The sequence below is a fragment of the uncultured Flavobacterium sp. genome (assembly GCF_963974175.1).
GTDB lineage: Bacteria > Bacteroidota > Bacteroidia > Flavobacteriales > Flavobacteriaceae > Flavobacterium.
On sequence record NZ_CAXBBR010000001.1, the window covers coordinates 349,800 to 371,467 of the forward strand.

Below are 21,668 nucleotides of genomic sequence, written 5' to 3' on the forward strand. Positions count from 1 at the left end.
TTACAATCTGCAAATATTTTAAAAAATCTAACTTAAGATTCTTTAAAATATTTGCAGATTGTTAATTTAAAATAGTATCAGAAAACCTAATTATTTAGCTTCTGATAATAAAATGCAGGGATAAACAAAATCACAAAAATAGGTTGAATCAGAAATCGCCGTACATAAAAAAGCACCATGTCATTGTTAGCCCCGTACAAATAAATAATAGTATAGAATAAGGATACAAAAATAAGAAAGAAAAAAATATAAAGAAATGAAGCGAACTTAATCATTGTAACATCTCTAAAAAGCACATAAATCAACCCTAATGACAGCATAGAATTCAGTCCATAACGGAACAGCAATCCAATGAATAACCAAAAAGGGTTATAAGAAGGTAATGGCAAGACATTAAAGTCGCTTTTGAAATAATTCAAAAAAGGGTCATAAAACAATTGATTTTCATAAGCACGTACCGTAGCAAGTAATACTACAAACACTAATCCCAGAAAAATTCTTAACTTATGTGACAGCAGTGTTTTTAGCATATAATGAAAATTTACGTACCCAAATTACCCACAAAATGAAAACTACTCCATAAATGAATAGAGGAAATAATACTCCATGCAGCAAAGGCTCTTGCTTTGGAAAATGATACATCAAGACAGTTAGCAGCGCGATTCGCATCACATTTAATATATAAATCACGACACTCCCTCCAAAAATAAAAAGCAAGGTGGGCTTTAACTTTCCTGAAAATGACACAACAAATGAAATAAATAAGATGATGATGCTAATAGCGTTACATCCCTCAATCATCCGAGCAACATACTTCTGATTATAAAGCAACTTAATAAAAGTTTCTGCTTTATTTTCTTCTAACGCTACGTCCGTATGAAATAAACCCACTAACTGTTCTGTATTTCTGGCAACTAATTTGGTAATAGAATCAATCTTATTATCTTCGAACCTACCCAAAAAACCTTGATATAGTACCGTAAGAATAATAAAAGTCAAAAAAAACTTTGTCAAAAACAGTAAAAAAGGTTTATAACGAATAAAATATTTTTTCAAAATCTATTTTTTAACAAATTTATATAATTTTTGAAAGAGACTTTAAATACTTTTGTATAAAAATCAGAAAACATGACATTTCAGGAATTACAACCAAAGGTAACTGCAATTACATTAAATAATAGTCTTTCTAGAGACGAAAAACTTCTATCCGTTTGCCAACTATTACAAGACAATGTAGATTATTACAATTGGGTTGGATTTTATTTTGCAAATCAAGACACAAAAACCTTGCATCTAGGACCCTATGTAGGAGCAGAGACGGACCATACTGTTATTCCTTTTGGAAAAGGTATTTGTGGACAGGTAGCGGTTTCAAATGAAAACTTTGTTGTCCCTGATGTAGCAGCACAAGACAATTACATCGCCTGCAGCTTCACGGTAAAGTCTGAAGTAGTGGTTCCTCTTTTTGTAAACGGAGAAAACATTGGACAAATTGACATCGACAGTCATGTTTTAGATCCTTTTACAGAGGCTGACGAGAAATTTTTAGAATTTGTAAATCAGGAGATTGCAAAACTATACTAAGACTCTCTTTGAAATTAAATCATAAAAGAGCCAGCTCAAAAACGGGAATTGATTTAAACTTAAAATATTTATAAATTTAAATATTATTTCAAAAATAAATAGTACTTTTGCACCCGTCCTACAATAGCTGTATGACATACATAAAAATCATTAAACAAATATTGGAATGTATTTAACTAAAGAGATTAAAGAAGACATCTTCGCACAACACGGAGAAAAAACAAACACAGGTAAAGCAGAAGCTCAAATTGCTTTGTTCACTTTCAGAATTAGCCACCTAACAGAACATTTGAAAAAAAATCGTCACGATTATAACACAGAGCGTTCATTAGTATTGCTAGTAGGAAAAAGAAGATCTTTGTTAGATTACTTGAAAAAGAAAGAAATCAACAGATATCGTGAGATTATCAAAGTATTGGGTATCAGAAAATAATCAATATACTAAAGAGGCGCGAGAGTGCCTCTTTTTGTTTTTTACATAAGAATAAAAAAAGTTTGGTTTTTCATTGGGTTTTAGGCATTAACTACGCAAAACAACAACTACAACACAACTAGAACCCATGTTTAACTAAAAAAAATAAATTTATGATTCCACAATTATTTGTAGAAACTATCGATTTAGGTGATGGAAGAAACATCACAATCGAGACAGGTCGTTTAGCAAAACAAGCAGACGGATCTGTAGTAATCAGAATAGGAAAAACTGTTATTTTAGGAACAGTGGTATCTTCAAGAAAAGCAAGTCCAGGTATCGACTTTTTACCACTTACGGTAGATTATCGTGAAAAATTTGCTGCAGCTGGACGTTTTCCAGGTGGTTTTTTCAAAAGAGAAGCTAGACCAAGTGATAGTGAAGTATTAACAATGCGTCTTGTTGACCGTGTTTTACGTCCACTTTTCCCAAGTGACTACCATGCTGAAGTTCAGGTAATGATTCAATTAATGTCTTTTGACGAAGATGTAATGCCAGATGCATTAGCAGGTTTAGCAGCATCAGCAGCTTTAGCTTTATCTGACATTCCATTCGAAACATTAATCTCTGAAGCTAGAGTAGGTCGTATCGACGGAAAATTCATCATCAATCCAAGCCGTGCACAATTAGAATTATCAGATATTGATATGATGATTGGAGCTTCTATGGACTCTATCGCGATGGTAGAAGGTGAAATGAAAGAGATTTCAGAAGCAGAAATGCTTGAAGCAATTAAATTTGCTCACGAACATATCAAAAATCAAATTTCTGCACAAGAAAGATTAGTAGCTGCTTTTGGAAAAAAAGAAGTTCGTACTTACGAAGGAGAAAGAGAAGACGAAGCTATTTACGCTAAAGTAAAAGCAGCATCTTATGATAAAATATATGCAATTGCAAGTAAAGGTTCTTCTAAACAAGAACGTACAGCTGCATTTGACGAATTGAAAGAAGAAGTTAAAACTTTATTTACTGAAGAAGAATTGGCAGTAGATGGAGATTTAGTTTCTAAATATTTCAAAAAAACAAACAAAGAAGCAGTTCGTAACGTAACCCTAGATTTAGGAACACGTTTAGACGGAAGAAAAACTACAGAAATTAGAGATATCTGGTGTGAAGTAGATTACTTACCATCTGTACACGGATCTGCATTGTTTACACGTGGAGAAACTCAAGCATTGGCAACAGCAACTTTAGGAACATCTAGAGAAGCAAACCAAATTGACTCTCCATCTCAACAGGGAGAAGAAAAATTCTACTTGCATTATAACTTCCCTCCTTTCTCAACTGGTGAAGCTCGTCCTTTAAGAGGAACTTCAAGAAGAGAAGTTGGTCACGGAAACTTAGCGCAAAGAGCGTTAAAAAACATGATCCCTACTGATTGTCCTTACACCATCCGTGTGGTTTCTGAAGTATTAGAATCTAACGGTTCTTCTTCTATGGCAACAGTTTGTGCTGGAACATTATCATTGATGGATGCAGGTATCCAAATGATTCGTCCAGTTTCTGGAATTGCAATGGGATTGATTACTGATGGAGATCGTTATGCTGTATTGTCTGACATTCTTGGTGATGAAGATCACTTAGGAGATATGGACTTTAAAGTTACTGGAACTTCTGTAGGAATTACAGCTTGTCAAATGGACATCAAAATTGACGGTTTAAAATATGAGATTATGGAAGCAGCACTAGCGCAAGCTCGTGACGGACGTTTACATATCCTTGGAAAATTAATCGAAACTTTAGCAGCTCCTAAAGGAGATGTTAAAGCTTATGCTCCTAAAATTATTACAAGAAGAATTCCTAATGCTTTTATTGGAGCATTGATCGGACCTGGTGGAAAAGTGATTCAAGAATTACAAAAAACAACTGGAACAACAATTGTTATCAATGAAGATCCAACTACTGAAGAAGGAGTTATTGAAATCTTAGGAACAGATCCTGCTGGAATTGAAGCAGTATTGGCTAAAATTAAGTCAATCACTTTCAAACCACAAATGAATGAAGCATATGATGTTAAAGTAATCAAAATGCTTGACTTTGGTGCAGTTGTCGAATACCTAGAAGCTCCAGGAAATGAAGTGTTACTTCACGTATCTGAGCTAGCATGGGAACGCACAGAAAATGTTTCTGATGTTGTGAACATGGGCGATGTTTTCCAAGTGAAATACTTAGGTATGGATCCGAAAACAAGAAAAGAAAAAGTGTCAAGAAAAGCACTTATGCCAAGACCTCCACGTGAGGAAAGAAAAGAGTAATCAGATCTTAGTTTACTAAAGGTTTATTTATAAAAAACCCCATTTCATTCATTTGAAATGGGGTTTTTGTTTGGGTTTGACTGCAATACGGGATATGCAGCTGCGTGCTCTTATTGTGAAGAGTAACAATAAAGGGAGTGCTCGTATTAAACAGCAAAGACGACAAGAAACTAATTAGTTAAGAATACTACTATTTAATTATTTTGCAAAAAAAATCCCGTTTCAGTCTAGTACGAAGCGGGCTTTTGAATATATTAAATTATCGTTTTAACAGCTCGGATGTACCATGAATTCCATTCATTTTCACATTTGGGGTATTGTGTAAATACAATTTTGACTTTCCTTCAAGAAAAACTGCAATTTCTTTAGAACAATTTAAGGTAGCTTGAGAGCCATCATGTTGCATAACATCAGCATAGCGGGTCATTAATTTTGAAGCTCTTAAAATCGGCCTCCCAACAAGACTTAATCTTAAAGTCTCTGTATCACCTTTTGCACTTAGCTCCGCATCTTTGTACATTTGTAAATCGAGAAGATCTGTTTTAATAACTGCTTTTGCATCAATTTTATCACTCAAAATCATTTTAATTGACTGCGCTTGTAAATCTAGATCTGCATCCGCATTATTGTTTAGGCTAAAGTTAATATTTCTGGCGCTGATGTTCAGCTTCATTTTTGAATCATCGTTACCCATAATATCAAAATCATCGTTTACTACTAATGAACCTAATTGTTTTAGTTGAGAATCATTATAGAGTTTGATGGCATGAATAGTGGTCACATTCAATACGATTTCTAGTCGCTTACTGGAGGTGATTTTTTCAGAAGATGATATTCTAAGTACGCTATCTCTAACTTCAAACTTTACTACATCATGCAAATTTGCGTCGGCTTTAAGGAAATAATTACTACTTAAGTTTCCAGTCGTAAAAGTTACTTCAAGGTCATCATACAGCTCAATAGTATCAAATCCATTTAGAGAATATGTTTTTTCGATTACATTTTTGTCTCCTTTTACCTTTGCTTTTTTTTGTGCCTGTAACGAGGATAAAAACAGTAGTACAAAAAGAGTTAGTATTGTTTTCTTCATTTTTTTTTATTTTTTAATAATTATTTTCAAGTCTACTTATTCTAGACTTATTCCTTTACTTCAACAGTATTTTCAATAACTTGGAGTATAGGAATTATTACTTTTCCTGTTGCAGTTTTGAGTGTTAAACTTATATTGTCTATTGCGATAATTTCACCTTCGTTTCCGTTTACTTTTATTTTTTCGCCTACAGTATAATTTTTCCTAGCATAAAAAGTAAATAATAAATTAGTAATTACATCTTTAGAGCCTAAGCCAAATGCTAAAGCAAAAGTCAATAAAAAAGCTCCTAGAATTATCGTAATATTATTAGTAATTATTGTGGTATCTACCCCTGCTTGATTGAGCGCCGTGATAGTTACTAGAATTGCGATACCATAAAACACCATGCCACTAATTATTTTTGCACCACTCATATTCAAAGATGTAAATAAACCATGGATTGCTTTTCTAACAAAATTAGCAATGTAAATCCCAATCATGAACAGTGCTATTGCGCTGAATAAACGTGGTAAATAACGCAACAAATTACTTATTTCGACAGAGATAATTGTCCACTGCATAACATCGGCAGCAATTATCATAAATACCAAAATCAATATCCAGCGCACAAATCCTATGATAACTTCTGATATATTAATTTTAAAATCTGTTTTTCCGAACAAATCTGATTGATTTATTTTATCCCCTATTTTATCAATATTAGAAACGGTAAGGGCTTTACGTAGAATAAAAATAATCCCTTTTGAAATCGCCCAACCTATTATTAAAACAAGTAGAGCATAAATAAAGCTAATTAACCCCTCTCCTATTTTAAAGAAAAGCGTGTTTACGGTATTTAAAGTATCTGATCGTAACTGGTCTAAAACTTCCATGTTCTATTTATTTGTATCGTTATTATTGTTTTTATTTTTAGTCTTAAACATACTTTCTATCGTTGAAGCATAGTTTGACGAAAACAAGCTAGTTACTTCCATAATGAATTTTACTGCATTGACATCATCCATTACCTTTTGCTTTAATTCCTTAGGTACTTCTTGTGGTGGAAGGCCTATCTTTTTAAAAGGGTTCTCATTCTCCATTATATCTCTAGTTTATTATACACTTCGGCTATTCTTACTTTTGCTCTTGACAACCGCATTTTTACGGCGCTTTCTGATAATTCTAATACTTCCTGAAGCTCCTTTATAGGAACATCATCTTGGTATTTCATCTGCAGAATCATTCGATCCTCAGGAGGGATTAATGTTAAAGCTTTTTCTAGCTTATTGACTTGCATTTGATATAAACTAAAGTCATTAACTTCAATTGCTAAATCATACTGCGTTTCTACTTGACTAGAATGTGATGAAATCTTCCGTTCTTTATCGCGACTTAAGTAATTGACGCAGAAATTATAGGTAACGGAATACAACCAAGTTGAAAACTTAGATTTGCCATTAAAAGTAGCGATTTTTATATAAACATGTAAAAAAACATCCTGTGTCAAATCCTTAGCTTCATCAATAGACCGAACAAATCCATAACACTTATTATAAACCAAATGCTCGTATCTATCATATAAAACACCAAACAGAACTGTATCATTAGTTTTGCCAATTATTGATGCTAATTCTTCATCAGTCACACTACTGTATTTCTCCAATTTATATATACTTTATGCAGTTTAGACACCCAAAATCTCAAAAGGTCACTATTAAATTGAAAATAAATCAAATAATTTTGATTAGTCCTTTACATCGATGCTGACATCAACTCTACGAGCTGCAGCTTCATTTAAACTTTTTGAATCAACACCATGATGTTGAGAGAAGATTCTTTTTACTGAAACCCCGCGTTCTACTAGAAACTGTTTTACCGAATCATTACGTAACAAAGATAATTTGTTATTGTAATCAGAATTCCCTTTTTTACTCGTATAACCTTCCAAAAAAACTGATAAACTTTCATTCTCATTCAACACTTCAACAAGTTGCTGCAAACGTACTGTATCACCGCTATTTATTTGTGCCGAATTATTATCAAAAAATACTTGTGTATGCACTTCAGATATTTTTGTTTTCACTACATCCGGAACCACCACAGACCTAACCTCTGGTTTTATTTTAAGCTCAGTGGAATTACTAGGTAAAGAATCTTTTACAACAACTAAACTGGATACTGGATCAAACGTTGTTACAGCAGTAATGCTTTCATCCGGTTTTGTTTCCTTATTTAAAGCAACAGCAGGATTAACGACAACGATATTCTGTTTTTGACGCGCTAATAGCGCTTCTTGATTTCGTAATAAGGCATCGTATTTCCTATTCAACGTATTCAATTGATTTTCATAATTTTCATTGTCCTCTCTAACGACAGTTGATTTTTGATACCCATTTGAATCTACAATAGCTCTATATAGAGTATCTCTAATTACAATTGTTTTTGAAGAGGAGACAACAACAGTATCTCTCGCTCCAGGATCAATCTTAGCATTTAAAACTACTATCTGATTTTCTAAGACTCGTACTCTTTGTGTCAAACTATCGTTCTTTACTGTTTTATTAATAAACAATAGTTCCTTAGTCACTTCCTCTTTATCAAGTTTAATATCATCCTGCTGTTTAAATTTTTGTAAAAGCGAAATTAAATGTGTTTTGGAAATAATTATTTCACCTTCATTCTGATTTTGTCCTACAACCACAGCTGTGAAAAGTAAAACTATAAATGTTATTTTTATTTTCATAATATATTATTTATTGAATTTAATAAAAATAAAACCTAGGCCTTATATTCTACCTAACTTCATTTTCTTTTGCTATCCTTATTTATGAGTAACTTATAGTTAAGACACCTAATAAATACAAAAGTCACTTTATTCAAAAAAAAAAAAAAAGAATGTGACCTATCGATTATTCTTGTGTCTAAATATTAAACCACTTAAATAATCACAAGATGAAAAAAATAACTTTACTCGCCATTTGCTTAATTACATTTGCTTCATGTGTAAAAAAGCAAGATAATGAAAATCCAATTATCCAAAAAGAAATTGTTCAAACCAATTCCGAACTAAACAAAACACTTGTAGAGCAAGAAGAAATCAAGCAACAAATTGTAGCGCTTTCAAGAAAAAAAGATTCTTTACTAAACGTGCTAAAAAGCACAAAAGAATCTATGACCCGAATGAACGACTCTAAAATTGACAAAGGCATTCAAGGAGTAAATTTAAAACTAAATGAACTTAAAGGCCAAAAAGAAAACATTGAGGAGCAAGTTGCTTTACAAAAAAAAGAAATGGACTTAGCTGCTAAAAAAATTGATTTACTGAATCAAGAAAAAGTAGTTTATGATGCACAGCACAAAGCATTATATGACAAAGGTGCACCTCCAAAAGATTTTGCAAAAATAGATACGCTTCTAGGCACAATAAACAGTAAAATAAATGAGCAAAAAAGAAAAGTAAAGTCATTGAACAGAAACATTTCAGATGTAGAAGAACAAGTGATTTCTATTAATGATCAACGAGATTTTTTGAGTAAAAAAATCAGAGAAGATTACAACGCTCAAGATATTTTTGGAGAATTCGCAAAAGAAGAAGAATCAAAAATAGCAGAACAAATCAGCACAATTGATTCAAAAATATCAAGTCTAACTGGAAATGTTAACAACATAAACACATCTGTCGCTTCATTAAATGACAGCATTGCAGTCAAAACCGAGCAACATGATATTAATTCACAAAATCAAGAAGATGCAAACAAAACTCAAAACAGATTATATTATGCGTTTTTTGCAGTAGGAGCCGTAATAGTACTGTTTGCAGTATTCTATATCATAGGTAAAAGAAAAAAACAACAAAACAAAACTAAATAGTCATGGCAAATAAAAAAGCTTCAGATAAAAAATCAACTTCAGCTTTCGATTCAATAAAAAATTTCATTGAAAATGTAACCGAAAATGTAATAGAAGGAACCACTGTCGTTACTGACAAAATAAAAGATAGTAGTGCAAAAGCATACGTAGCAAGCGCAGAATTAGCAGAAGAAGCGAGCCAGCGCATCCATTTATACACAGATAAAGTGTCGCTTCAAAAAGAAGAAAAAAGCATCCTAGAAAGGCAAAAAGAAATTACAGTCGATTTTGGTGAAAAATCGTTGGCACATTACGTCAAAACAGACACCTTACACAAACCTTTCTTGAATACTGCCGAAATTGCTTCTTTGGTTGAAGAATATAAAGGGAATCAAAAAAATCTTATTTCTATAGAAAAAAAATTAAAGAAACTTAATAATTAAACCATGAGAAATATTCTATTAATGGGGTACATAATTATCTCAGTATTTTTATACACCCTTAATTTTGAACTTTTTCAAACCGGTAGAGATATTGACTTAGGATTTGGGATATTCACAACATTCCCTGTGATTATAGTCATGGCTATTGGACTGATATTTTGCTTGTTCTTTTTCCTCATAGACAAAAACAAACAAATGAAAAATGAAGCACTGATTGATAATTTAAAAAATGAAATAACAATTCATAAAAAAAATATCGAAATTGCAACACTTAAAATGAATTCTATGGTGATCGAATCACCAATTGTGGTTGCTCAAGAAATCAACTAAAAACAAAATTATGAAAAAAACGATAAACTTACTGCTATTAACCCTGTCAACGATAGGGTTTGCACAAGTCAAAGACATTAGCTTTACCGCTTCGCCTTTTGTTGACTATACTTTTTATGATAAACAATCCGGACTAGAAAACGCAACCTCTGTAGGTGGGAAAATTGGTTTTGGTTTTGGCGAATATGTAGAAATCCGCGCGGTTTATTTACAATCGCTAGGATTAAAAACTAGCTTTTCTGATTTTGGAATAGCTGGCTATAACGACGCTATGTTTCAGTCACAAGACATTAAATTGACGCGTTGGGGAGGTGAATTTAAGACCAATCTTGGTAGAGGACGTTTCATTCCTTATCTAACATTAGGTTCTGGAGTTCAAAATATAGCCATAAAAGACAGAAATGATTTTGACCAAATATACGCTAGCGCAGGTCTTGGATTTAAAACGAAGTTAACCGATCGAATTGTATTTACTATCGAGGGGAAATACAACCGTTACAACTTTAATGCAGGCGAAAATTTGCTTACCGAAGAGAACAAAACTGATTTTGGTGTTACCAACAGTGATTTTGAAACCAAAGCATTAACTAATTGGTCTGCCCAAGCTTCTTTACAATTTTACTTAGGCGGAAGAAAACCAGGTACTTTAAGCGAATTAGACAAAGCATATTATAGCAAGTTCAGCAATGGATTCAAAGGGATTCAATGGATTTTAGAACCAAGTGCTAATTACATCAAATTTGATGATAAATCTCTTTTTAAAGACACCTATTTGTTAGGACTTTACGCAGGATTTGACTTTAATCAATATATTGGAATCCGTGCATTCTATTTACAAGCTACCGAAAACGAACAAATTTCGACTTCTTTTGACAACTTATCTATGTATGGTTTAGAATTGAGAGCTAGATTAAATGACGGTAACGGTGTAACACCTTACTTAATATTAGGTGGTGGTTATTTAAATAGCCAAAACAGTTATCTAGGCAGAACAAATACGGCTGTAGATAGCGAAGAATTTGCATCTGCAGGTTTAGGATTGAACATTCCGTTAAGCAAAAACATTTTAATTACTGGTGGAGCAAGAGGAATGATCACATCTGCAGCTGATGTTGCCGATCTATCGAGTCCGGACAATTTACAGACGCACATCATGTATAATGCTGGAATTAAAGTAAGCTTTGGTGGTAAGAAAACGAATCCTGATGAAGTTTACAATGCAAAGTTAAACGAACAATTAGACATCAAAGACAAGGAAACTCAAGTATATCTTGATGAAAAAATTGCGCAAAACAACGCAGATAACAGCGAGAAAATTTTAGTCCTTAAACAAGAATACCAAAACAAACTTGAAGGACTGGAAACAGACTTAGAAAAAGCGAAGGCCGACAATGATATTGACAAAGCTGTGGTTATTCTTGAACAAAAGAAGACAGCTCAAAATTCATTAGAGGAAGTAAACTCAATTGAAAAAAAGGCTATCGAAAAGAAAGAGACTCAACAGCTAAAAGCGATCGCTACTAACAAAGAGACTAAAACGGTAGCAAAAGAAAGCATTGCTCCTGTTCCTGCAATCAAAACAGCAAAAGACAGCATTGCTCCTGCTCCTGCTCCTGCAATCAAAACGGCGAACGACAGTACAACTACAACTGTGGTTACTCCTATAGTTCCTGTAGTTAAAGTAAAAACTACCGAAAACGTTCCTGTTGAATATATTAAATTGTCACCAGCAGAGTTAGAAAGTTTGATAGATAAAGTTATGGAAACGAATAAAACCAACTATAATAACGCTCTTGAAAACGAAAAACTCAAAAAAAGAGTTGAAGTCCTAGAAAAAGCCTTGTTGGACAAAAACAAGCCAACTATTAAAAAATAATACTTCCTGTACGCAATAGGATAAAATGGAGTATGATATAGATTATACTCCATTTTTTTACACAAAAAGATAAAAATGAAATATCAAGTTACGATAAAGAACATTCAAACAATAGAAGAGTTAAGCACATACTGGTCAACTGAGGACTATGTAAACCTTCTTGCCTTATATGGATTTCCAGATGCAAAAAGCAGAGATAATAAAGAGTTGCGTGCACTACTTTCTATGGCTCTAAGTGATTATGAGCCTAATGAAGCAGCAGCTATCTTGTTATCTTACAAGTTGTCTGAAGAATTAACCGAGGGACAAATAGAACAAATTTCTAACGATATGCTTCTGGACAAGATTTGCGAAGAATATCCTGTAATCAAGTTACATGCTCCTTTGTTTCATTGCAACCAATTATTGCATCATGCATACAACGGAAAGTTCCCTAATGCAAAAGCAGTACTATTAAAATGTAAAATCACTTCTGAAGAAAATAATATCTTGACTAAAGAGCAGTTCTTAAAAATACTAAACAACGGACTTACGGAAGGCAACCTTATCAAACGCCTTTTTGAAGAACCGATGACTACTGCAGTAGAGTTTCCTGATGCTGATGGAATTCTTTGGGAACTGAATACTTCTGATAATGAAAACTACGAAATGATCACCTCTGAATATTGGTTAGACCGAAGCGATCTAATCGCATCTGAGTATGAAGGAGAAGTTATGGAAGAAGCTTAATATTTAAAACCGCTTAACAAAATAGACTAATTTAATTTTTAGCGATGAATTACACGACTAATTAACTGTTCAGTATAAAACGACTCGTGCCGCCCAATGGATCTTGCATTAGGGATGGGAGCAATTGTTTGAGCTCTTATTGTGGAGTGGAACGGAACAATAAAGCGAGTGCGGACAGCCCGACCGAAGGGAATGCCATAAAAACTAAGGTGTTCATTTGGTATTACACCCTTTTTATCAATAAAAAACCCATTTCAATAACTTTGAGATGGGTTTCTTATTATTATATGTCTTGTACTAAAATTTCGCGATACAAAACGAATTGTTTTTCTTTTTAATTATATCAAGCCTTTTCATCCATTTCATCTTGAGCTGAATTAAATGTCTCCATTCCTTTGGCAGGCATATAGACCTCATTCTCATATGCCGATGTCACTTCGACAATTTCACTATGAGAACCACTTAATGCTCCATTTAGTTTGCCTAAAAACTTCTCTAATTTAGCATTTGGAAAATTAAATAAATCAACTTGCAAATGCCCAATTTTTTGAATTAAACTCTCACATGAGTTTTTAATATCTTCAAGTTTGTGAAAGTTACTTTCTACTGCATCAATTTTTGATTGTTCCATAATGAATAATTTTAAGTTATATTATTTATACACAGCACATTAAAAAAAAGCCACTTATTTTATAATAGAATTTTAAAATTATAAACACATAATCAAACTGCACCTTTGATTATCTAAAATCAAAATCTCATCAGGTAGATTAATATGTGATTTGAATTTTTTAGTCCTTTTTTATAAATGACGTCTGTCTAAATTTACAAATAAATTTATTAAAACCCTAAAAATTAAAACATTACATATAAAATACAATTTAAAATTAAAATTATTTATCTCAATTGTAACTTTTTTACAACTTGATACGTATAACTACCAGTACACTTTAAAACTGAGGACACAAAAACATGAGACAACTTAAAATCACCAAGCAGGTAACTAATCGTGAAACTGCTTCATTAGACAAATATTTACAAGAAATTGGAAAAGTTGACCTTATTACCGCTGACGAAGAAGTAGAATTAGCACAAAAGATTAAAGCCGGGGATCAAAAAGCCCTTGAAAAATTAACAAAAGCAAATTTACGTTTCGTTGTTTCGGTAGCAAAACAATACCAAAATCAAGGATTAACACTTCCTGATTTAATTAACGAAGGAAATCTAGGTCTTATTAAAGCAGCTCAACGTTTTGATGAAACACGTGGTTTTAAATTCATCTCATACGCTGTATGGTGGATTCGTCAATCAATACTACAAGCTTTGGCAGAACAATCTCGTATCGTTCGTTTGCCTTTAAATAAAATTGGTTCTATCAATAAAATCAACAAAATGTATGCCTTATTAGAGCAATCTAACGAGCGTCCACCATCTGCTGAGGAAATTGCAAAAGAACTAGATATGACAGTAAATGATGTAAAGGAGTCTATGAAAAACTCTGGTCGTCACTTGTCAATGGATGCACCTCTTGTTGAAGGAGAAGATTCTAACCTTTACGATGTATTGCGTTCAGGTGAATCTCCAAACCCAGACAGAGAATTAATCCACGAATCTTTACGTACTGAAATCGAGCGTTCATTAGAAACATTAACTCCAAGAGAGGCTGATGTAGTTCGTTTGTACTTTGGACTTGGTGACCAACACCCAATGACTCTTGAAGAAATTGGAGAAACTTTCGACCTAACTCGTGAGCGTGTACGTCAAATCAAGGAAAAAGCAATCCGTAGATTGAAACATACTTCTAGAAGTAAAATACTTAAAACCTACCTAGGTTAAAAATATCCCCCAATTAAAATGGTTAAACTATTAAGCATTTTAATTCAAAATGAACAACAGTTTGATTGACTGTTCGTTTTTTGATTGATGATTGAAACTCCGGCTGATTACCGGAGTTTTGTTTTTTATCAAAAAAAACTCTCGGTCTGTTCGAGCGAAGCTCTCGGGTTTCCGGAGTTTTGTTTTTTTAGACTGAATTTGTTTCAGTCCCTCAAACTTCAAAATTGAATATTCTATGTCTATTGTTTACCAATCTCTAGGTTTGAATATCCAACCGGAAATTTTGAAATTTGAAATAATATGGGCGTTACCCTTCGTGAAAACTTCGGGTCGGGCTTTCCATTACAATCTTTTTTATTTATTATGCTATCGCTCCATAAATAAAAAAGGATTTCCATTGCAATCCCTTACGCACTAAACCCGCTTCTTCCTGAAGTTGTCCCAGCAAAAAAACTTTCGCATTTGTTTTAAATAACCTAATTTTGCAGAAACTACAACTAAAAAATCTGAAACAAACTCAGATTAAACAACAACACAATGAAAAATACACTTATTGCACCATCAGTATTGGCCGCCGATTTTGGAAATCTGCAACGCGACATCGAAATGATTAACAATAGTGAAGCAGACTGGTTTCATATTGACATCATGGATGGTGTTTTTGTTCCAAACATTTCATACGGAATGCCAGTATTGGAAGCGATTAACAAACATGCTAAGAAAACGATCGATGTACATTTAATGATTGTTGATCCAGACCGTTATATCAAAACTTTTGCTGAATTAGGCGCCAATATACTAAGCGTACACTATGAAGCCTGTACACATCTTCACAGAACGCTACAAGCCATCAAAGCGGAAGGAATGAAAGCTGGAGTAGCTATCAACCCACATACTAATATTGACTTGTTAGAAGACGTCATCAATGATATCGACTTGGTTTGTATCATGAGTGTGAATCCAGGATTTGGAGGACAGTCTTTTATTGAAAACACCTATGCAAAAGTTCAAAAACTAAAATCTTTGATCACTAGAAAAGGAGCAACAACATTAATTGAAGTAGATGGTGGTGTTACTAATAAAAACGCAAAGCAACTTGTAGAAGCAGGAGCAGATGTTCTGGTAGCAGGAAGCTATGTATTTAAAGCTACTGACCCAATCGCAACTATTGCCGATTTGAAAAAGTTGACAACAATATAAAAACAAAAAAGCCCTTTAAATGGAAATGCCCCATAAAGTTAGACACTATTTGGGGCATTTTTCATTTCGTTTATTGAGTTTTACTATATTAAATCATCATAAATTTCTTAATCTCTTTTTCACTAATCTTAGGATTAGCGCCTTCTTGACCTGCAACTAGAGCTCCCACCGCACAGGCATAATTTAGTGCCTTTTGTGGCGATTTCCCTCGAAGCAACCGTATAAGAAGGGAAGCTAAAAATGAATCTCCAGCACCTACTGTATCGACTACCTTCACAAAATAACCGCTATTGTAATAAAATTTATCATTACAATATAAAACTGCTCCAAATTCTCCTTTAGTTACACAGAGCTGTTTTGAATTCGTTTTCTCTGAAATAAATTTCATGTTTTGTTCAAATGAATTGTACGGCGACCCTAACTCTCTACTTATTTCACGTAATTCTTCATCATTCAGCTTAATAAAGTCAGCTTTTTGCATTAACTCGCTTAACACTTCTGTAGTATAGTATGGAGCTCTTAGATTCGCATCAAAAACCTTATACTTCGCCTTGTCCAATAGTGAAATCAAAGTTTCTCTAGAAACTTCATCTCTTGATGCTAGACTTCCAAAAACAAAAACATCAGCTTCAGAAATTACTTTATCCATAACTTCTGTTTCTACAATTTTATCCCAAGCTGAAGGATATAATATATCATAAGAAGCATTTCCCTTTTCATTTATCATTACATGAACGGCACCCGTTTTATATTCCTTAGTTACTTGAATTAAGTCAGTAGTAACTTCTTGAGCATTTAAAAAGGATAAAATATCTTCTCCATTTTCATCCTCACCTACGCGACTTATCATTGTCGTTTCAACCCCTAAAGAGTTCATCCGTAAAGCCACATTTAATGGAGCTCCTCCAATTTTTTTATGTGTTGGAAAAATATCCCATAGGACTTCCCCAAAACATACTGCACTCAAATTGTATTTTGCATTCATAATAAAAACTAATTAAAAATTAAAAATAAGTAAAAAAATGACCTATTCAACGAAACAGTTAAAAAGTTAAAGGCAAGAATACATCTTGCCTTTAACACATTTAAACAAACACCAAAACAAATTTTGACCTTAATAACCAGGATTTTGCTTGTATAAACCTGCCGTAAAATCAATTTCTCTTTGAGGTATTGGATAATACTCATCTCTACCTGCCGTAAACTTAGCATTAGTAAGAAAATCCCTTTTAGTCTTCTCTACATTAAGATAAGCATTCAAAACAGGCTCAGCAATTCCCCACCTTACCAAATCAAAGAATCGTGGTCCTTCCATACCAAATTCTAAACGTCTTTCAAACATAAGCGCTTTGATTGCATAATCTTTTGATGAGAAAGATGCATAAGGCTGTACTTTATATACATTTGATGCTCCTGCAGCTAACGGCATAGACCCACTTGCAGCTGCTCTAGCTCTAATTTGATTAATTATTGGCAATGCTTCTGTATATCTATTTAATTGAATTAATGCCTCTGCTTTGAATAATAAAACATCTGCATATCTGATAAAATCAACGTTTTTAGAAGTACCTATAAATGGTCCGTTTTTTACATAACAAGAACAGTCTGGAGATTGTTGCTCTTTCATATTACCAAAATACCCATAAACACCTGGATCTCTAGCCCAACTGAAATTATAAACCATATCGCCTGAAGTTTTTAATGTGTTTTTATATTTAAATGGTCTTCCAGGAACTCCTACTGTGTGGTCAATTCTTGGATCAACTGTAACTCCTGAGGCAAGAGGAGCATTTCCATTAGTAATTATATTGAAAACATCTGAATTATTAAAAGTATCCAATAATGGCAATCCATTGGCATCTGTTTTAAAAGCGTTTACCATATTTTGGCTAGCCATATGAAAACCACAACATCCATAAAGAGGAGTTCCGTGTGGTGAATTTAAGCCTGTAACAAAACTTACTCTTCCAGTATTTGTACCATCATTAATCGAAAACTGAACAGCCCAGATCGATTCAAGACCATTATCATGACCATCCAAAAAATTATTTCCATAATCGGCCTCTAAAGCACCAGTAACTTTATCAGCATAATCTATTACCTTTTGTAATTTTACTGCATCAATACTAGTTACTTTATGCGCGTCATTTTGCTTATATGCTTGATATAAATTTAATTTTGCAAGATAAGCAGCAGCTGCATTTTTACTGGCTCTACCCACCTGATCCTGTTTTTGTGGTAAATTATCGAATGCAAATTGAAAATCTTCTGCAATTTTGTCCCATAAAGCGTCACTTGTCAAATCATTTGACGTTTTTAAGATTTCCTCTTGAGTTAAATCTTCGGTTATAAAAGGAACTTTGTTAAACAGTAACTTTAGCATAAAATGAGAATGTGCTCTTAAAAAACGCAATTCCGCTTGTCTTACTTTTTTTAATGGGTAGTCTGCATCTGGAATCTCATTGATCACAGACAAAGCAAAGTTTGCTCTAGAAATTGCTTTATAATGATTTGTCCAAGTTCTAGGCAACATCCAATCACCATAATCTGCAATAGTTGTATTGTATTGTTCATAAGTATCAATTACATCAACATCGCCACGACCACCTCCACCTTTGTAGGCATCATCAGATCGGACACTTCCATACACCCATTGGTTCGTTATTGGCCCTACCATTTCATCATTACCAATTGCAGCATACGCTGCGGTAACAAGGGCATCAGCATTTCCAGCCGTTGCCACATTTCCAGAAGACAATACTCCTGTTGGTTCATAATCTAAAAAATCGGAGCTACAGGATGCCAAAAACAAGATTGACAGGCAGCTAATAACTATTTTATTGTATTTCTTCATGATAATTGCTTAAAAATTAATGTTTAGACCTAATGACAATGTCGTTGGTACTGGTATTCTGTTAACATCTGTTCGCTCTGGGTCCTGTCCTATATATCCTTTTGGTGTAAACCAAAATAAATTTTCTCCTTGAGCATATACTCTGCAACTAGTAATGAATCCAGATTTTTCAACTAGCTTATCTGAAAACGAATAACCAATTTGCATGTTTCTAACTTTGAAGTAGGAATTGTTTCTAAATAAATAATCAGAAACTTTATTGTCATTATTTGCTAATGAAAGAGAAGGCACGTCAGTATTAGTATTAGTAGGAGTCCAAGCATTTAAAGTACCTGGCCCTGCATTTTCTCTTCCCTGAACAAAATTATTCCAATAGATATATGGATCCTGTCCAATTCTTCCCGCTACACCAGAACCGAAAACGGAGAAATCAATATTTTTATACGCTAAGCTAATGTTAATACCATATTCTAGTTTTGGAAGAGTACTTCCGATAAAAGTTCTATCATCAGAATTAATCACTCCATCAGAATTGATATCAATATATTTAATACCTCCCAAACGAGAAGCGATTTGAGTAGCATGTGAATCAATGTCTTCTTGACTTTGAAACAAGCCATCAGTTTTATAACCAAAAATTTCAAATTGAGAATGACCAATTATCGAATTAGCTGCTGTTCCAGGGTATGCTGCTCTAACTTCTTCTGGTAAATCAGTTATTTTATTTTTAGTTGCACCAAAATTAGTGGTTACATTAAAATACAAACCATTAGATAAGGTTTCTGCATATCCTACTGTAAGCTCCCATCCTTTATTTGCGGTAGATGCTCCATTTACAAATCGTTGTTGCCCTTCACCTACTGCTGAAGCTACTGGTGGAACAATTAAGATTCCTTCGGTATTTCTAGAAAAATAATCAAATGAACCTGATAGTTTATCTCCAAAAAAACCAAAATCTAAACCTACGTTAATCTCTTTGGTCGTTTCCCATTTTAACCCTGAATTCGCTGCTTGTATGGATACAAATCCAGAAGGTAAATTCCCTGTATTATTCCCATTCAAATCATATGAAGTACCCACATTGTAATAAATATTGAAAAAATCTGGATAATATACATTTTGATTCGGTCCGTATCTAGCTTCATATAGTCCAAAACGAGCATTATCACCAATAGATTGATTCCCTACTTCTCCGTAACCAGCACGTAATTTCAGGTTTGAAACTGCCGTTACATTTTTAAGAAATTCTTCATTGTTTATCCTCCAACCTGCTGTAACAGCCGGGAAAATACCATATCTATTATCTTGACCAAATCTTGACGAACCATCTCTACGAATAGTAAATGAAGCTAAATATCTATCAGAAAAAGCATAATTAAATTTTCCAAACTGAGAAAGTAATCTGCTTCCTGTAGATGTACCGTTAGTCGTTCTTGACCCAGTTGCCGCAGCAAGCGTAAAATAAGATTCTGATTCAACAGCAAAACCTTCAGCACGGCCGTATAAAGAATTAAAATCAGTTTTAGTTGATTCCGTTCCAATAAGGAAACCAAATTTATGGTCTGATATTCTTAAACTATAATTTAAAGTATTAGAGATTGTTAAGCTTGAGTATTTATTAGTATCTAAAGCCAAGCTATTCACACTTCTGGTAATAAATCCATTATTAACAGTAGGTTCAATATTTTTATTCTTAAAATCATTAAAATCCATCCCAATACTATTTCTAAAAGTCAGTCCTTTTACAATGTCAATTTCAGTAAATACATTTCCGTACAACGACATTTTTCTAGTATTATCCCATCTATTCAAGTATTGCATTAACAATGGGTTATTTCTATCTGAATACCCAGAACCAATAGGCCCACCATACTCGCCAGTACTAGTAAAAACGGGAATGGTTGGAGCTAAAGATATAGCCAAACCCGGTGTAGGAGCATTTCCTACATCTCCAGCAGCACTTCTTTCATTCGATTGGGTAAATTGAGAGTTGACGCCAAATCTTACTTTGTCATTAAACAACTTGAAATTGGCATTCAATCTAGCAGAATACCTTTCATAATTAGTATATTTTAGCATCCCAGAATTATCTAGATATCCCAAATTCAAAACTGCATTTGCTTTTTCAGACCCTCCAGAAACAGATAGGTCATTATTTACAAGTAATCCGGTTTGATATACAGCATCTTGCCAATCCGTATCCCCTACAGGAACATTAGTATCTCCTCCTACAAATGGTTTTACACTTACGCTATTCAGTATTGGATTACTAAAATCGTTATTCCAATCAAAATTATAGATTTCACCATATCCACCAGATGGACTTGCACCGTCATTAACAGATGCTTGCCATAACACTTTTCCTCTATCTAAAGCATTAAGCATTTTGTATCGTTGTTTTTTCTCAGAAAGAACAGAAACATTTGTACTGAAAGAAACCGTCGTAACATCGCTCTTTCCTGCATTTTTAGTGGTAACAATGATTACCCCATTAGCAGCTCTAGATCCATAAATAGAAGAGGCCGAAGCATCTTTTAAGACTTGGATAGAAGCAATAGCACTTGGGCTCAAACTAGCGAACACCTCTGGTCTTACCGTAGGAACTCCATCAATAACATACAAAGGATCTGTATTCCCAAGTGTACTTACCCCCCTAATTAAAATTCTACTGTTTGCGCCACTCGGATCTCCTGACTTTTCAATTGTCAAACCAGCAACCCTTCCTTGTAAAGCTTGCATAGCATTTCCAGAACTCAAAGCCTGACCCGTTATAGGCTTCAACTCTACTACTGTAACAGCGCCCGTTAAATCAGCTTTTTTCTCTTTAGAATAACCTGTTACAACAACATCATCTAATTTTAATGACTCTGATTTCAATGAAACATTTAAGGTAGTTTGACCATTAAGCTTAATAGTTTGAGTAGCATAACCTGTATAGCTAAATATTAAACTTGCGTTTTTATCTACGTTGTTAATTGAAAACTGCCCATCTAGATCTGTAGAAGTTCCAATATTTGTACCAGAAACTAGTACCGATGCTCCAGGAAGAGACATCCCATCTTCAGAAGAAGTTACTACTCCTTTAATTCCTATATTTTGAGCCGATAAAGAAAAAAAGGACCCCATCAGGATTAAGTAGAGAATAATTTTGTGTTTCATAATTTAGTT

General features: G+C 33.6%; 21 protein-coding genes. 10 read left to right on the plus strand and 11 right to left on the minus strand.

Translation table 11 applies throughout. The features are described 5' to 3' along the window. Positions 1-86 precede the first annotated feature (86 nt). Entirely contained in the window at positions 87-530 is a 444-nt protein-coding gene (locus AAC069_RS01540; protein ID WP_339918767.1) for an exosortase F system-associated protein, read from the minus strand. After that, positions 505-1,056: an exosortase family protein XrtF gene (gene xrtF / locus AAC069_RS01545; RefSeq protein WP_339918768.1), complete on the minus strand. Its 552-nt coding sequence runs from the start codon at positions 1,054-1,056 to the stop codon at positions 505-507. The genes AAC069_RS01540 and xrtF overlap by 26 nt, the downstream gene beginning before the upstream one ends. A 72-nt stretch (positions 1,057-1,128) precedes the next feature. Here xrtF and AAC069_RS01550 point away from each other — a divergent pair, with 72 nt between their 5' ends. The 3 genes from AAC069_RS01550 to AAC069_RS01560 all read left to right on the plus strand — a co-directional run bounded on the left by AAC069_RS01550 (position 1,129) and on the right by AAC069_RS01560 (position 4,311). Further along, the gene (locus tag AAC069_RS01550; protein ID WP_339918769.1) at positions 1,129-1,584 is read left to right on the plus strand and encodes a GAF domain-containing protein; all 456 of its coding nucleotides are present in this window, start codon (positions 1,129-1,131) and stop codon (positions 1,582-1,584) included. A gap of 166 nt (positions 1,585-1,750) precedes the next feature. Beyond that, positions 1,751-2,017 (plus strand): 30S ribosomal protein S15, encoded by a 267-nt coding sequence (gene rpsO / locus AAC069_RS01555; RefSeq protein WP_091083924.1) that lies wholly within the window; start codon positions 1,751-1,753, stop codon positions 2,015-2,017. Between the two features lie 152 nt (positions 2,018-2,169). Continuing rightward, entirely contained in the window at positions 2,170-4,311 is a 2,142-nt protein-coding gene (locus AAC069_RS01560) for a polyribonucleotide nucleotidyltransferase (protein ID WP_339918770.1), read from the plus strand. Between the two features lie 259 nt (positions 4,312-4,570). Here AAC069_RS01560 and AAC069_RS01565 read toward each other — a convergent pair whose 3' ends face one another. The 5 genes from AAC069_RS01565 to AAC069_RS01585 form a co-directional block, all read right to left on the minus strand. Beyond that, positions 4,571-5,401, minus strand: coding sequence for a DUF2807 domain-containing protein (locus AAC069_RS01565; RefSeq protein ID WP_339918771.1), 831 nt, complete (start codon positions 5,399-5,401; stop codon positions 4,571-4,573). A gap of 47 nt (positions 5,402-5,448) precedes the next feature. Beyond that, positions 5,449-6,276, minus strand: coding sequence for a hypothetical protein (locus AAC069_RS01570; protein ID WP_339918772.1), 828 nt, complete (start codon positions 6,274-6,276; stop codon positions 5,449-5,451). A gap of 3 nt (positions 6,277-6,279) precedes the next feature. After that, the gene (locus AAC069_RS01575; protein ID WP_339918773.1) at positions 6,280-6,483 is read right to left on the minus strand and encodes a hypothetical protein; all 204 of its coding nucleotides are present in this window, start codon (positions 6,481-6,483) and stop codon (positions 6,280-6,282) included. Beyond that, the gene (locus tag AAC069_RS01580; RefSeq protein ID WP_339918774.1) at positions 6,483-7,046 is read right to left on the minus strand and encodes a sigma-70 family RNA polymerase sigma factor; all 564 of its coding nucleotides are present in this window, start codon (positions 7,044-7,046) and stop codon (positions 6,483-6,485) included. The genes AAC069_RS01575 and AAC069_RS01580 overlap by 1 nt, the downstream gene beginning before the upstream one ends. A gap of 81 nt (positions 7,047-7,127) precedes the next feature. After that, a complete protein-coding gene (locus tag AAC069_RS01585) occupies positions 7,128-8,126 on the minus strand; it encodes an OmpA family protein (protein ID WP_339918775.1) in 999 nt (332 codons plus the stop codon). A gap of 209 nt (positions 8,127-8,335) precedes the next feature. On the opposite strand from AAC069_RS01585, the gene AAC069_RS01590 reads away from it, so the two are divergent. From AAC069_RS01590 to AAC069_RS01610, 5 genes are all read left to right on the plus strand, one after another. After that, a complete protein-coding gene (locus tag AAC069_RS01590) occupies positions 8,336-9,253 on the plus strand; it encodes a hypothetical protein (protein ID WP_339918776.1) in 918 nt (305 codons plus the stop codon). A gap of 2 nt (positions 9,254-9,255) precedes the next feature. Continuing rightward, the gene (locus AAC069_RS01595; RefSeq protein ID WP_339918777.1) at positions 9,256-9,675 is read left to right on the plus strand and encodes a hypothetical protein; all 420 of its coding nucleotides are present in this window, start codon (positions 9,256-9,258) and stop codon (positions 9,673-9,675) included. Positions 9,676-9,678: 3 nt separating this feature from the next. Further along, positions 9,679-10,005: a hypothetical protein gene (locus AAC069_RS01600; RefSeq protein WP_339918778.1), complete on the plus strand. Its 327-nt coding sequence runs from the start codon at positions 9,679-9,681 to the stop codon at positions 10,003-10,005. A 10-nt stretch (positions 10,006-10,015) separates the two neighbouring features. Beyond that, positions 10,016-11,881 (plus strand): hypothetical protein, encoded by a 1,866-nt coding sequence (locus tag AAC069_RS01605; protein WP_339918779.1) that lies wholly within the window; start codon positions 10,016-10,018, stop codon positions 11,879-11,881. Positions 11,882-11,956: 75 nt separating this feature from the next. Then, positions 11,957-12,610, plus strand: a complete 654-nt coding sequence (locus AAC069_RS01610; RefSeq protein ID WP_339918780.1) for a hypothetical protein — start codon at positions 11,957-11,959, stop codon at positions 12,608-12,610. Between the two features lie 343 nt (positions 12,611-12,953). Here the strand turns inward: AAC069_RS01610 and AAC069_RS01615 are convergent, their stop codons facing one another. Further along, the gene (locus tag AAC069_RS01615; protein ID WP_339918781.1) at positions 12,954-13,241 is read right to left on the minus strand and encodes a hypothetical protein; all 288 of its coding nucleotides are present in this window, start codon (positions 13,239-13,241) and stop codon (positions 12,954-12,956) included. A 341-nt stretch (positions 13,242-13,582) separates the two neighbouring features. Between AAC069_RS01615 and AAC069_RS01620 the strand changes: the two genes are divergently transcribed. Next, the gene (locus AAC069_RS01620; protein ID WP_007137700.1) at positions 13,583-14,446 is read left to right on the plus strand and encodes a sigma-70 family RNA polymerase sigma factor; all 864 of its coding nucleotides are present in this window, start codon (positions 13,583-13,585) and stop codon (positions 14,444-14,446) included. Between the two features lie 537 nt (positions 14,447-14,983). Further along, positions 14,984-15,646, plus strand: coding sequence for a ribulose-phosphate 3-epimerase (gene rpe / locus AAC069_RS01625; protein ID WP_339918782.1), 663 nt, complete (start codon positions 14,984-14,986; stop codon positions 15,644-15,646). Positions 15,647-15,734: 88 nt separating this feature from the next. On the opposite strand, the gene AAC069_RS01630 is transcribed toward rpe, so the two are convergent. The 3 genes from AAC069_RS01630 to AAC069_RS01640 all read right to left on the minus strand — a co-directional run bounded on the left by AAC069_RS01630 (position 15,735) and on the right by AAC069_RS01640 (position 21,659). Beyond that, the gene (locus AAC069_RS01630) at positions 15,735-16,631 is read right to left on the minus strand and encodes a carbohydrate kinase (RefSeq protein WP_339918783.1); all 897 of its coding nucleotides are present in this window, start codon (positions 16,629-16,631) and stop codon (positions 15,735-15,737) included. Between the two features lie 129 nt (positions 16,632-16,760). After that, positions 16,761-18,500 (minus strand): RagB/SusD family nutrient uptake outer membrane protein, encoded by a 1,740-nt coding sequence (locus AAC069_RS01635; protein ID WP_339918784.1) that lies wholly within the window; start codon positions 18,498-18,500, stop codon positions 16,761-16,763. Positions 18,501-18,509: 9 nt separating this feature from the next. Beyond that, entirely contained in the window at positions 18,510-21,659 is a 3,150-nt protein-coding gene (locus tag AAC069_RS01640; protein ID WP_339918785.1) for a TonB-dependent receptor, read from the minus strand. Positions 21,660-21,668: the final 9 nt, after the last annotated feature.